The sequence below is a fragment of the Pseudomonas sp. CCC4.1 genome (assembly GCF_035019225.1).
Taxonomy (GTDB): Bacteria; Pseudomonadota; Gammaproteobacteria; order Pseudomonadales; family Pseudomonadaceae; genus Aquipseudomonas; species Aquipseudomonas bubulae.
The window spans coordinates 1-12,304 of the sequence record NZ_JASJWL010000096.1 but is presented as its reverse complement, the minus strand read 5'-3'; the positions used below and the strand labels follow the sequence as shown (position 1 = coordinate 12,304).

12 protein-coding genes are annotated in these 12,304 nt (G+C 59.2%); 6 read left to right on the top strand and 6 right to left on the bottom strand.

Translation table 11 applies throughout. The annotated features are described in order from the left end of the window. The 4 genes from ftsY to rpoH all read left to right on the top strand — a co-directional run. Nucleotides 1–932: signal recognition particle-docking protein FtsY (gene ftsY, locus QN377_RS22395; protein WP_323567665.1), on the top strand; the 932-nt coding region annotated here is incomplete at its 5' end. Further along, the gene (ftsE, locus tag QN377_RS22390) at nucleotides 929–1,600 is read left to right on the top strand and encodes a cell division ATP-binding protein FtsE (protein WP_016782600.1); all 672 of its coding nucleotides are present in this window, start codon (nucleotides 929–931) and stop codon (nucleotides 1,598–1,600) included. The genes ftsY and ftsE, both read left to right, overlap by 4 nt. Continuing rightward, nucleotides 1,597–2,619, top strand: a complete 1,023-nt coding sequence (gene ftsX, locus QN377_RS22385; RefSeq protein ID WP_094999798.1) for a permease-like cell division protein FtsX — start codon at nucleotides 1,597–1,599, stop codon at nucleotides 2,617–2,619. Before ftsE ends, ftsX begins: the two co-directional genes overlap by 4 nt. A gap of 114 nt (nucleotides 2,620–2,733) precedes the next feature. Next, nucleotides 2,734–3,588 carry an RNA polymerase sigma factor RpoH gene (gene rpoH, locus QN377_RS22380; protein ID WP_004419731.1) on the top strand — a complete coding sequence of 285 codons (855 nt, stop codon included), beginning with the start codon at nucleotides 2,734–2,736 and terminating at the stop codon, nucleotides 3,586–3,588. Between the two features lie 55 nt (nucleotides 3,589–3,643). Here rpoH and QN377_RS22375 read toward each other — a convergent pair whose 3' ends face one another. Further along, nucleotides 3,644–4,078: a hypothetical protein gene (locus tag QN377_RS22375; RefSeq protein WP_094999799.1), complete on the bottom strand. Its 435-nt coding sequence runs from the start codon at nucleotides 4,076–4,078 to the stop codon at nucleotides 3,644–3,646. 189 nt (nucleotides 4,079–4,267) lie between these two features. Between QN377_RS22375 and QN377_RS22370 the strand changes: the two genes are divergently transcribed. After that, complete coding sequence (locus QN377_RS22370) at nucleotides 4,268–4,768, top strand: YgjP-like metallopeptidase domain-containing protein (RefSeq protein WP_094999800.1); 501 nt, start codon at nucleotides 4,268–4,270, stop codon at nucleotides 4,766–4,768. Nucleotides 4,769–4,819: 51 nt separating this feature from the next. Then, nucleotides 4,820–5,116 carry a winged helix-turn-helix domain-containing protein gene (locus QN377_RS22365; RefSeq protein ID WP_094999801.1) on the top strand — a complete coding sequence of 99 codons (297 nt, stop codon included), beginning with the start codon at nucleotides 4,820–4,822 and terminating at the stop codon, nucleotides 5,114–5,116. Here QN377_RS22365 and QN377_RS22360 read toward each other — a convergent pair. The 5 genes from QN377_RS22360 to mdtD all read right to left on the bottom strand — a co-directional run bounded on the left by QN377_RS22360 (nucleotide 5,107) and on the right by mdtD (nucleotide 12,194). Continuing rightward, on the bottom strand, nucleotides 5,107–5,568 hold the full coding sequence (locus tag QN377_RS22360; RefSeq protein ID WP_094999802.1) for a GNAT family N-acetyltransferase: 462 nt from the start codon (nucleotides 5,566–5,568) through the stop codon (nucleotides 5,107–5,109). The genes QN377_RS22365 and QN377_RS22360 overlap by 10 nt on opposite strands. A 64-nt stretch (nucleotides 5,569–5,632) precedes the next feature. Then, nucleotides 5,633–7,807 carry a YccS family putative transporter gene (gene yccS, locus QN377_RS22355; protein ID WP_095020479.1) on the bottom strand — a complete coding sequence of 725 codons (2,175 nt, stop codon included), beginning with the start codon at nucleotides 7,805–7,807 and terminating at the stop codon, nucleotides 5,633–5,635. 145 nt (nucleotides 7,808–7,952) lie between these two features. Beyond that, complete coding sequence (locus tag QN377_RS22350) at nucleotides 7,953–9,131, bottom strand: NAD(P)/FAD-dependent oxidoreductase (RefSeq protein ID WP_095017962.1); 1,179 nt, start codon at nucleotides 9,129–9,131, stop codon at nucleotides 7,953–7,955. A gap of 144 nt (nucleotides 9,132–9,275) precedes the next feature. Next, a complete protein-coding gene (gene dbpA / locus QN377_RS22345) occupies nucleotides 9,276–10,661 on the bottom strand; it encodes an ATP-dependent RNA helicase DbpA (protein WP_095017826.1) in 1,386 nt (461 codons plus the stop codon). 102 nt (nucleotides 10,662–10,763) lie between these two features. Continuing rightward, the gene (gene mdtD / locus QN377_RS22340) at nucleotides 10,764–12,194 is read right to left on the bottom strand and encodes a multidrug transporter subunit MdtD (protein WP_095017825.1); all 1,431 of its coding nucleotides are present in this window, start codon (nucleotides 12,192–12,194) and stop codon (nucleotides 10,764–10,766) included. Nucleotides 12,195–12,304: the final 110 nt, after the last annotated feature.

The window sequence follows — 12,304 nt, the reverse complement described above, 5'->3', positions numbered from 1 at the left end:
AGATGTGTATAAGAGACAGTCTCAAGCAAGGCTTGTCCAAGACCAGCGCCAGCATTGGCGAAGGCATGGCCAGCCTGTTTCTGGGCAAAAAAGCCATTGATGACGATCTGCTCGAAGAGATCGAAACCCGACTGTTGACCGCCGACGTGGGTGTTGAAGCAACCTCGGTGATCATCAAGAACCTGACGCAGAAGGTCGCGCGCAAGCAACTGACCGATGCCGATGCACTCTACAAGTCGCTGCAGGACGAGCTGGCGGCCATGCTCAAGCCGGTGGAGCAACCGCTGAAAATCGAATCGCAAAACAAGCCATTCGTGATTCTGGTGGTAGGCGTCAACGGCGCGGGTAAAACCACCACCATCGGCAAACTGGCGAAAAAACTGCAGCTTGAAGGCAAGAAAGTCATGCTGGCTGCCGGTGATACCTTCCGTGCGGCCGCCGTCGAGCAGCTGCAAGTGTGGGGCGAGCGCAACCATATCCCGGTCATTGCCCAGCACACTGGCGCGGATTCGGCGTCGGTGATTTTTGACGCTGTGCAAGCTGCCAAGGCCCGTGGCATCGACGTATTGATCGCCGATACCGCTGGTCGCCTGCATACCAAAGACAACCTGATGGAAGAACTCAAGAAAGTTCGCCGGGTCATGGGCAAGCTTGACGAAGACGCTCCCCACGAAGTGCTGTTGGTGCTCGATGCCGGTACCGGGCAGAACGCTATCAACCAGACCAAGCAGTTTGATCAGACCGTTGCCCTCACGGGTCTGGCACTGACCAAGCTCGATGGCACGGCCAAAGGCGGGGTGATTTTCGCCCTGGCCAAGCAATTCAATATTCCTATCCGCTTTATCGGTGTGGGTGAAGGCATCGATGATTTGCGTGATTTTGAGTCCGAACCCTTTGTCCAGGCTCTGTTTGCGGAGCGGGAGCGTCCATGATTCGTTTCGAGCAGGTCGGTAAGCGCTATCCAAATGGACACGTGGGCCTGCACGAGCTGAGCTTTCGGGTCCGTCGAGGCGAATTCCTTTTTGTGACCGGCCACTCCGGCGCAGGTAAAAGCACGCTGTTGCGCCTGTTGCTGGCGATGGAACGCCCGACCAGCGGCAAATTGCTACTGGCGGGGCAGGACTTGGGGCAAATCAGCAACGCGCAGATCCCTTTTTTACGTCGCCAGATCGGTGTGGTTTTCCAGAACCACCAGTTGCTGTTTGACCGCACAGTGTTCAACAACGTCGCCCTGCCGCTGCAAATTCTCGGCCTGTCCAAGGCTGAAGTCGCCAAGCGTGTCGACTCGGCGCTGGAGCGCGTAGCGCTGTCGGACAAGACCGACCTGTACCCGGGTGACTTATCCACGGGTCAGCAACAGCGTGTAGGCATTGCCCGCGCCATCGTGCATCGCCCGGCCTTGCTGCTGGCCGATGAACCCACCGGTAACCTCGACCCGCGTCTGGCGGCGGAAATCATGGGCGTATTTGAAGACATCAACCGCTTGGGCACCAGCGTACTGATTGCCAGTCATGACCTGGCGCTGATCGCACGCATGCGCCATCGCATGCTGACCTTGCAGCGCGGACGCCTGATCGGTGACGGGGAGGCCGCGCAATGAGTGCCACCCGCAGTTCCAAAGTATCCGAGCGCGTAGCTCCAAAGGCTGCCGACCCGCAGCCGCCGAAGAAAAAACACGATGATGACGATGGCCCGACCTTCGCCATGTTGTTTCACGCCTGGGTTGAGGCTCACCGGGCCAGTCTGCTCGACAGCCTGAAGCGCCTTGGCAAGCAGCCGATTGGTAGCTTTTTTACCTGCCTGGTGATGGCGGTTGCCTTGAGTCTGCCGATGGGCCTGTCGTTGTTGCTTAACAACGTCGAGCGCCTGGGTGGTTCCTGGCAGCGTGCAGCACAGATTTCGCTGTATCTGCAGATGGATGCCAGCAGCCAGCAGGGTGAAAATCTCAGCGATCAGATAAAAGGTATGGCAGGGGTGGCTGACGCGGAATTTATCAGCCGCGAAAAGGCACTCGAAGAGTTCCAGCAGCAGTCAGGGCTGGGCGAAGCGCTTAAAGAGTTGCCCGATAACCCGTTGCCCGGTGTGGTCCTGGTAACCCCGGCAGAAGTCGATAAAGCGACGCTTGAAGCCCTTCGCGAACGCCTTGCGCAGTTGCCGAAGGTGCAACAGGCGCAACTTGATCTAGTCTGGGTCGAACGTCTGGCGGCAATCCTGAAATTGGGTGACCGTTTTGTGTTTGGCTTGACGGTGTTGCTGGTTTCAGCTTTGCTGCTGGTTATCGGTAATACGATTCGTTTGCATATCGAGAATCGTCGCATCGAAATCGAAGTCATCAAGCTGGTCGGCGGTACTGACAGCTATGTGCGCAGGCCCTTTCTTTATATGGGTGCGCTCTATGGCTTTGGTGCGGGTGTTTTATCCTGGGGCGTTTTGGCATTCGGCCTGAACTGGCTTAACGACGCGGTGGTGGGGCTGGCTGGCTTGTACGGCAGCAATTTTGCCTTGGCGGGTGTGCCGGTAGCCGATGGTCTGTCTCTCTTGCTTGGCGCGGTGCTGTTAGGGTATATCGGTGCATGGATTGCAGTTGCGCGTCACTTACGTGAGCTTTCGCCTAAATAGTTTTCTTTTTGCCTGTTGACCTTTTCAGCTTTTTTTGGGAACTTTTTTCCAGGTTTCCGGTCAACTTTCGCAGTGCTGAACTGCACGAGTTATGTGAGACGGAGGTTTTTTCGTATGACCACTTCTTTGCAACCTGCGTATGCGTTGGTCCCTGGTGCGAACCTCGAGGCCTATGTCAATACGGTGAACAGCATTCCATTGCTGACACCGGAGCAGGAGCGTGAACTGGCCGAGAGTCTCTATTATGAGCAGGATTTGGGGGCGGCTCGGCAGATGGTGCTCGCCCACCTGCGTTTTGTTGTACACATTGCCCGTAGTTATTCGGGCTATGGCCTGGCTCAGGCTGACCTGATCCAGGAAGGCAACGTCGGCCTGATGAAGGCGGTCAAACGCTTCAACCCTGAAATGGGTGTGCGTCTGGTGTCTTTTGCGGTGCACTGGATCAAGGCAGAGATCCACGAATTTATCCTGCGCAACTGGCGGATCGTGAAAGTCGCGACCACCAAGGCTCAGCGCAAATTGTTCTTCAACCTGCGCAGCCAGAAAAAACGTCTGGCCTGGTTGAACAACGATGAAGTGCATCGTGTGGCTGAAAGCCTCGGCGTAGAGCCTCGCGAAGTGCGCGAGATGGAAAGTCGCCTGACCGGTCATGATATGGCGTTCGACCCGGCAGCCGAAGCTGACGACGACAGTGCGTTCCAGTCGCCAGCCAACTACCTGGAAGACCACCGGTATGACCCGGCACGCCAACTGGAAGATGCTGACTGGACCGACAACTCCACCAGCAACCTTCACGAAGCGCTGGAAGTGCTGGACGACCGCAGCCGTGACATTCTGTATCAGCGCTGGCTGGCTGAAGAAAAAGCCACGCTGCACGACCTGGCGCAGAAGTACAACGTGTCAGCCGAGCGGATTCGTCAGCTGGAAAAAAGCGCGATGAACAAGCTCAAACTGTCGATTGCCGCCTGACCGGCCCGACCAAAAAACGCCTCGATCTGATCGGGGCGTTTTTTTTTTGGAGGAATTAAAGCCCCCCCTTGCCAGCCTGCTTCGCGCAGGGCCAGTTTGACGGTTGTGCCTTTAGCAACTCTGGATCAACACCATTGGCCCTGAGCAGTGAGTCCACCAGTGATCGGGACATCTCCACCGAATGCACCAGCGACCACACCAGCCCACGCTCTATGCCGCTGGCGTATGCGGTGATTTCATCCGAGACCTCTTCTGCGCTTTTGAGCATCAGCGACACATGGGACAGCGCTTCGATTGCACGGATATCAGGCAGCACGGCAAAGGGTGATTGCTTGCCTGCCCTTAGTGCACGGGTGGGTTTGAGGTTTTCCAGGCAAACGGGCGGGGCCTGAAGCAGGGCGTCGAGAATAAGCCGGGTGGTTTCATCGTGCTGATGATCATCCCGGGGAGTGTGAATGGCTTTGGGATCGTCGGGCGTCGGCTTTTTCATGTTTCTTCCACGGGGGAGCATCGGCGACTGGTGAAGATAGCCCTGTGAGTTTGCGGGTCGCAAGCAGCGCTTGTGTGCATCGTGTTTTCTCGGAAGCGTCTGCCTTTTGGCAGCGTAAAAGTCTGACGTGGGCGCCCGGGGATCGAATTCGCTACACTGGCGCACTTTTACGCTGTGCGTTGGCGCCCCATGACTGTGCTCAAATACCTCCAGGCTTACCCCCAGACCTTGCAAGAGCAGGTGCGCCAATTGATCGAGCGCAACCAGCTGGGCATTTACCTGAGCGAGCGTTATCCACAGCGTCATGCCGTGCAAAGCGACAAGGCCCTGTATGCCTACGCTCAGGAGCTCAAACAGGAATACCTGCGCAATGCGCCATCCTTTGACAAGGTGCTGTTTGATAACAGGCTCGACCTGACCCACCGTGCGCTGGGTTTGCATACTGCTATTTCACGGGTTCAGGGCGGCAAGCTCAAGGCTAAAAAGGAACTGCGCGTGGCCTCGTTGTTCAAGGAAGCGGCGCCCGAGTTTTTGAAGATGATCGTGGTCCACGAGCTGGCCCACTTGAAAGAGTCAGACCACAACAAGGCGTTCTACAAGCTGTGTGAGCACATGTTGCCGGGTTATCACCAACTGGAGTTCGACCTGCGGGTGTACCTCACGTGGCGGGATATGCAGGGCAAAACCTGACACTTACTTTATGTGTGGGAGCGGACCCGTATAGACGGGCAGGAGTTCTGAATGGAAGTCAGCAAAACCAAAAGCAGCTTTTACCGGCGCTTGTATGTGGCCTGGTTGATCGATAGCCAGATCGCCAGCAGCGTGCCTGCCTTGACCGAAGTCACCGGCATGCCGCGTCGTACCGCCCAGGACACCATTGCTGCCCTGGCCGATCTGGACATCATCTGCGAATTTGAACAGCAGGATGGCGCCCGCAACCATGCCGGACGCTACCTGATCCGCAACTGGGGGCCGGTGGACAAAAACTGGGTCGCTGGGCATCTGGTGCAGATCAAGCAGGTGCTGGGTTACCCCTGAGATGTCAGGCGCATGCCGATGTGCGGGATGTTGTCTTCTAGGTAGATCTCGCCCTGGGTGTTGAACCCGTGTTGCTCGTAAAAGGGTTGCAGGTGCGCTTGGGCGGACAGGAATACGGGCTGCCCCGCCCAGTACTCTTCGATATTTTTCAGGGCCTGTTCAAGCAGGGTATGCCCAAGCTTTTGCCCGCGGCCTTCGACGGCAACGATTACGCGGCCGATCACTACGTCACCTCCCTGGGACTCGGGGTCGAGGATGCGGGCGTAGGCCACCAGCTGGTCGTCTTGCCAGCCCATCACATGCAGCGTATCGCCCGTCAGGTCTTGCCCGTCGACGTCCTGATAGGCGCATTTCTGCTCGGCGACAAATACTTTTGAGCGCAATTCGAGGATTGCGTAGAGCTGTTCCTTGCCCAGGTCGTTGTGGTGTTTGCAGAGCCAGTCGGTGGTCACGATCTTGTCCTTGTTGGCGAGTTCATGTCTCGATAGTAGGCGTGATGCCGACTGGCGCCAAGGCCTAAGGTGCCTTGACCAAATGCGCGGCCAGGGTGCGCAGTGGCCCGAGCTGGCGGCAAATCAGCGCCAGTTGGGTTTGTACCAGCCTCTGGTTTTCATCTATTTCATCGGGCATTTGTTCAAGTTCGCCGGCCAGGGCCTCTTCCTCATCACTTTGCACTGCAACCGCCTGCTTGGTGGCCAGGCCCTGGGCAATCTGGTCGATGCTGTCGGCAATCTTGCTCCCGGCCCCTTCAATCAACTGCTCGCGCACTTCGGCAGGCAATTGGGTGTCGCGGTGGGCGCCCAGGCCAGAGAGGTAACTGAGCAAAGTGTGGGACAGCACCAAAAAGCGGAAGCCCATGTCTGCATCCTTACGGAAATGCCCGGGTTCCATCAGCATATTGGCCAGGGTGGTCGACAGCGCCGCATCGGCGTTATGTGCGTTACGCCGTGCCAACCGATAGGCCAGGCTGTCGCTTTTACCCTGGGCATATTGCTGCATGATCTGGCGCAGGTACTGGCTGTTGCAGCTCAGGGTATTGGCCAGCACCTGGTTCAGGCGACGACCCTGCCAGTCAGGCAAGAACAGGAACACCGCCGCTGCCGCGATCACGCTACCCACCAGGGTGTCGAACAGGCGCGGCAGGAACAGTCCGTAACCATCGCCCACCTGATTGAAGCAAAACAGAATCATCAGGGTGATGGCCGCCGTGCTCAGGGTGTAGCGCGTGGTGCGGTTGATAAAGAACACCACCCCGGCCACGACGGCAAACATCGACTGTACCAGCGGGTTGGGGAACAGATCGAACAACGCCCAGCCCACGGCCAGGCCGATGGCAGTGCCGATAATCCGCTGGCTGAACTTGCGCCGCGTGGCGCCGTAGCTTGGCTGGCACACGAACAGCGTGGTGAGGATGATCCAGTAGCCCTGGCTTGGGTGAATCCAGTGCACCATCGCAAAACCGATACTCAGCGCCAGGGGCAGGCGCAAGGCGTGGCGGAAGATCAGCGAGGTAGGTGTCAGATGCTGGCGCAGGCGTGACCAGACATCCTTGAGGTTGCGTGGCGAGCGGTCGAGCAGGCTGCTATCGGTGGCATCGGCCAGGGTGTCGGGGTTGCTTGCATCGCTCAGCAGGCGGTCGAGGGTGCCGAGGTTGGCGGCCAGTGCCCGCAATGAACGCAATAGTCCGCGCCAGGCCGGGTTGCTCTGGATGCGCAAGTGTTCGAGGGAGGCGTGCAGGTCTCCCAGAGCCTCGGCAAAGCTGTCGTCATAGACGAATGGCTGGCGCAGCTTGATCGACTCCGACAGGCGCTGGCAGGCCACGCCTTGCTGGCGCAGCAGACGTTGGCAGCGGAACATCACATCACTGTGGAAGAAGGCGTCGGCCAGGGCGTTGTACGGGTAGTGTGAAGAGCTGGCACGTTCGTGGATGTCTTGGGCGAGGAAATACAGCTTGAGGTAGCGGCTGAGTTTGGAACCTGGCCGAGTATTGCCGACCCGGTGCAGGATGATTTCCTTGGCGGTGTTCAGCGCCGCCACCACCCTGCCGTTTTGCCGGGCCAGTTCCAGCCGTCCCGCTTCCACGTCCAGTTTGCGGATCGGCTCGAACAGCGCCGACTTGATTTTCAGGTACAGGCCAAGTTCCCAGAACAACCGGGCCAGGCTCTGTTGCACCGGCTGATTGGAAAACAGCGCCTGCCACAGCACCGACAGTATCCCGTACCAGGCGGCACCGGCCACCAGCAGCAAGGGTTCATGCCAGAAGTTGGTGACTTCGCCGCCGCGCTGATCTACGCCGATCATGGTGTACACGGCCAGAATCAGTGTGGCTGAAGCAATCGCCCCGTAGCGCTCGCCCAGCGCGCCGAGCATGGTCAGGCCGAAACTGGCCAGGGCCAGCGCGCAGACCATCAGCCAGGGGTAGGGGAAAAGCAACTCGACACTCAGGGCCGAGGCGGTGAAACACACCAGCGTCACCAGCAAGGCGTTGAGACGGCCTTGCCAGCTGTCATCGGTTTCAGACAGCGCACTGGCGATAACCCCCAGAAACAACGGGATCAGCAGTGACATCTCATCCTGATACCAGCAAAAAGCCATGCTGCCGGTCAGGGCGACAAATACCCGCACGCTGTAACTGAACTTGTCCAGTGCCCACAGGCGGCGCAGGGAATGCTGAAAGCTTTTCGATGACATGAAGTGGCGGTGCCTGGCTCGTGATTCGCTAACTTGAGCCAGATAAGACGACAGTGCAATGGGGCTGTCACATCGAACCAAAAATATTTTTCATGCGCCCCTGCAGACGCTGCTGCAGGTTGCAGCAGCGGCTACGGGGGGCAGGTCAGACGTACTGCGCCGCTGCATACCCCGAAGCCCACGCCCACTGGAAGTTGAAGCCGCCAAGATGGCCGCTTACATCCAGCACTTCGCCGACAAAATACAGGCCGGGGCTTTTCAGCGATTCCATGGTCTTGGACGACACTTCGCGGGTATCGACCCCACCCAGGGTCACTTCAGCGGTGCGATAACCTTCGGTGCCCGCGGGGACCACCTTCCAGCACGCCAGTTTGTCCGCCACCTGCGCCAGCTCCGCCGGGGTGTACTGCTTCATTGGCTTGGACTCGAACCAGTGCTCGGCCAGCAGATTGGCCATCTTCTTGGTGAAGATTTCACCCAGCAGGGTTTTCAACTCGCTGTTGGGGCGCTCAACCTGCTGTGTTTGCAGCCAGCTCAGGGCGTCGAGGTCGGGCAGCAGATTGATCTCAACCGTATCACCGGGGTTCCAGAACGAGGAAATCTGCAAGATCGCCGGCCCGCTCAAACCACGGTGGGTGAACAGGATATTTTCGCGAAAGCTCTGGTCGTTGCAGCTCACCAGGCAATCCACCGACGTGCCCGACAGCTCGGTGCAGATCTCTTTGAGCTGATCGGTGATGGTGAACGGCACCAGGCCTGCCCGGGTTGGCAGCAAGGTGTGGCCGAACTGTTTGGCGATTTGATAGCCGAAGCCTGTGGCGCCCAGGGTCGGGATCGACAGCCCGCCGGTGGCGACCACCAGAGACTGGCAGTCAACCGGCCCCAGCGTTGTATTGAGGCTGTAGCCGTTGTCGGTTTTTTCGATCTGTTCGACTGAAGTGTCCAGGTGCAGGCTGACGCCGGCCTGTTTGCACTCGTCGAGGAGCATTTCGAGGATGTCGCTGGATTTGTTGTCGCAAAACAGCTGGCCGAGTTTTTTCTCGTGGTAGGGCACGCCGTGTTTGGCGACCATCTCGATAAAGTCCCACTGGGTGTAGCGGGCCAGGGCCGACTTGCAAAAGTGCGGGTTCTGCGACAGGAAATTGTTGGGCTCGGTGTACATGTTGGTGAAGTTGCAGCGGCCACCGCCCGACATCAGGATCTTTTTGCCTGCCTTGTTGGCGTGGTCGATCAGCATCACCTTGCGCCCACGGTTGGCGGCGGTCAGTGCGCACATCAGGCCTGCGGCGCCAGCGCCAATAATCACAACGTCGGTAGAGCGCAAAGCGGTGTCCTCGGTAAAAGCAGCCCTCACCCCAGCCCTCTCCCTGAGGGAGAGGGAGCTTGACCAGGGTGATTTCGAATTCTATGCAAATCTGCCCCCTCTCCCTCCGGGAGAGGGTTGGGGTGAGGGGGCTCTTGAAGCGTCTTACAAAACCCGTACGCGCAATACGCGGCCTTTGATTTTGCCTTCGCTCAGGCGCTGTGCAGCCTGCTTGGCAATGGTGCGGTCAACCGCCACGTAGGCCTGGAAGTCAAAGATGGCGATCTTGCCAACCTGGGCCCCCGGGATGCCTGCGTCGCCGGTCAGTGCGCCAAGGATATCGCCTGGGCGAACCTTGTCTTTACGACCTGCGCCGATCACCAGTGTGCTCATGGCCGGCATCAACGGTGCGCCGCCCTGAGAGGTGAGGGTGTCCAGGGTTTCCCAGTTCAGCGGAGCTTTCTGCAACTGCTCGATGGCCTGGGCGCGGTGCGCTTCGGACGGTGCAACCAGGCTGATGGCCACGCCTTTTTCGCCCGCACGGCCGGTACGGCCAACACGGTGAATATGGATTTCCGAATCGCGGGCCAGCTCAACGTTGAGCACCATGTCCAGCGCGTCGATGTCCAGACCACGGGCGGCTACGTCGGTGGCAACCAGTACCGAAGTCGAACGGTTGGCAAACATGGCCAGTACCTGGTCACGGTCGCGCTGCTCCAGGTCGCCGTGCAGGCCGACGGCCGAAATGCCCTTGGAGGTCAGGTGATCAACGGTTTCCTGCACCTGCTGCTTGGTGAAGCAGAACGCCACGCAAGACTGCGGGCGGAAGTGGCCCAGTACCTTGGTCACGGCGCTCATGCGCTCTTCAGGCGAGATTTCGTAGAAACGCTGCTCGATTTGGCTGTCAGTGTGCAGCGCCTCTGCTTTTACCTGCTGAGGGTTGCGCATGAACTTGGACGACAGCTGCTTGATACCGGCCGGGTAAGTGGCCGAGAACAGCAAGGTCTGGCGACGCTCCGGGGTTTTGACAATGATGTCTTCGATGGCGTCATAGAAGCCCATGTCCAGCATGCGGTCAGCTTCGTCCAGTACCAGGGTGTTCAGACCGTCCAGTACCAGCGAGCCTTTGCGCAAGTGTTGCTGGATACGCCCCGGAGTGCCGACAATGATGTGCGCGCCGTGCTCCAGCGAACCGATCTGCGGGCCGAACGACACGCCGCCACACAGGGTCAGCACCTTGATGTTGTCTTCGGCGCGGGCCAGGCGGCGGATTTCCTTGGCGACCTGGTCAGCCAGTTCGCGGGTCGGGCAGATCACAAGGGCCTGGCAGCCGAAGAAACGCGGGTTGATCGGGTTCAGCAGGCCGATGCCGAAGGCGGCAGTTTTGCCACTACCGGTCTTGGCCTGGGCGATCAGGTCCATGCCTTTGAGGATCACCGGCAAGCTCTGCGCCTGAATCGGCGTCATCTGGGCATAACCGAGGGAGTCGAGGTTAGCCAGCATGGCGGCGGACAGAGGCAGAGTGTTAAAAGCGGTGGCAATGGTGGTCACGGGACTGGCCTGCAAAACAAAATGTCGCGCAGTGTACCAGTCCCGTGCCCTTTGCCTGAACATTCTGGACGAGATGTCATCCAGTTCTTGGCGAAAAGTAGCTTAATGTTCCAGCTCATGTTCCGAGTTGGCCTTGGGTTTGCGGCCATCCTGGGGTGACAGTTGCAGGAATATCGCCGCTGCCAGCATCGCCATGATCCCTACTGTGAGGAAGGTCAGCTGGAACGCGCCCAGCACCGTGTCCACCCCATCGTTGCCGCCATCCCCGGTAAAGCCGCCAAGCAATGCCCCGGCGCAAGCCACGCCCAGGCTCAGGGACAGCTGCGCCACCACTGACAGCAAACTGTTGCCGCTGCTGGCACTGGCGTCGTCGAGGTCAATCAGGGTGACGGTGTTCATGGCGGTGAACTGCAATGAGTTGATCGCTCCCAAAACGGCCAGCATTGACAGCAACAACGGGTATGGCGTGTGTTCGGTAACCAGCCCCATGCTGGCCAGCATCAGGCCCAGGGCGAAGGTGTTGGCCGTCAGCACGGTGCGGTATCCCACGCGCTCGATCAATGGCCTGGCCACCCATTTGGCCAGCATGGCGGCCGCGGCCAGTGGCAGCATGCTCATCCCGGCCTGTGACGGGGAATAGCCCAGCGCGACCTGCAACAGCAAGGGCACCAGAAACGGCAGGGCGCCGCTGCCCAGGCGGGCGAACAGGTTACCGAGGATGCCCACTGCGAAGGTCTTGGTTTTGAACAGCACCGGGGAGAACAGCGGGTTGCTGATATTGCCCGCGCGTAACCAGTACGCTGCCAGACAGGCCATGCCCGCAAACAGCAGCAACATCACCCGCAGGTGCGGCATATGCAGCTCGCCCAGGCCTTCCATGGCAATGGTGATAAACACCATCGCCGCGCCAAACAGCACAAAACCCAACCCGTCAAAACGGGTGCGCTCGCTGCCGCGCAAATCCGGAATGAAGTGCCAGACGGCCCAGCAACCGAGAACGCCCACGGGCAGGTTGATCAGGAAAATCCAGTGCCAGCTCAGGTACTGCACCATCCAGCCGCCCATCGTGGGGCCTATCAGCGGGCCGAGCAGGCCGGGAATGGTGATAAAACCCATGATCCGCACCAGCTCCGAGCGCGGATAGGCCTTGAGCACCACCAGCCGGCCGATGGGCAGCATCAGGGCACCACCCAGGCCCTGGACGATCCGTGCGCCGATCAGCTCGTTGAGAGTGCCGGACAGGGCGCAGAGCAACGAGCCGAAACTGAACAGCAGGATGGCGCTGAAAAAGATTTTTTTGGTGCCGAAGCGGTCGGCGATCCACCCCGAGGCCGGGATCAGCAAGGCAACGGTGAGCATGTAGGCAACGATCACACCTTGCATGCGCAGCGGGTTTTCGTCGAGGTCGCGGGCCATGTCGGGCAGGGCGGTGTTGAGGATGGTGCCGTCGAGTGACTGCATGAAAAACGCGATGGCCACCACCCACGGCAACCAGCGCAGGGTTTCAGGGCTTAGAACCGGGCGTACGGGCATAGGACCTCTTTTTATGGACTGTCGATAATCCTCTGTGGGAGCGGGCTTGCTCGCGATGCAGAGGCCCGGGTTTTTTCAGGTAAACCGCGGCCTGTCTCTTATACACATCT

Excerpts from the sequence above, each read along its gene's own strand:
- ftsE (WP_016782600.1), top strand. The coding sequence starts at position 929 with ATGATTCGTTTCGAGCAGGTCGGTAAGCGCTATCCAAATGGACACGTG.
- ftsX (WP_094999798.1), top strand. The coding sequence starts at position 1,597 with ATGAGTGCCACCCGCAGTTCCAAAGTATCCGAGCGCGTAGCTCCAAAG.
- rpoH (WP_004419731.1), top strand. The coding sequence starts at position 2,734 with ATGACCACTTCTTTGCAACCTGCGTATGCGTTGGTCCCTGGTGCGAAC.
- QN377_RS22375 (WP_094999799.1), bottom strand. The coding sequence starts at position 4,078 with ATGAAAAAGCCGACGCCCGACGATCCCAAAGCCATTCACACTCCCCGG.
- QN377_RS22370 (WP_094999800.1), top strand. The coding sequence starts at position 4,268 with ATGACTGTGCTCAAATACCTCCAGGCTTACCCCCAGACCTTGCAAGAG.
- QN377_RS22365 (WP_094999801.1), top strand. The coding sequence starts at position 4,820 with ATGGAAGTCAGCAAAACCAAAAGCAGCTTTTACCGGCGCTTGTATGTG.
- yccS (WP_095020479.1), bottom strand. The coding sequence starts at position 7,807 with ATGTCATCGAAAAGCTTTCAGCATTCCCTGCGCCGCCTGTGGGCACTG.
- mdtD (WP_095017825.1), bottom strand. The coding sequence starts at position 12,194 with ATGCCCGTACGCCCGGTTCTAAGCCCTGAAACCCTGCGCTGGTTGCCG.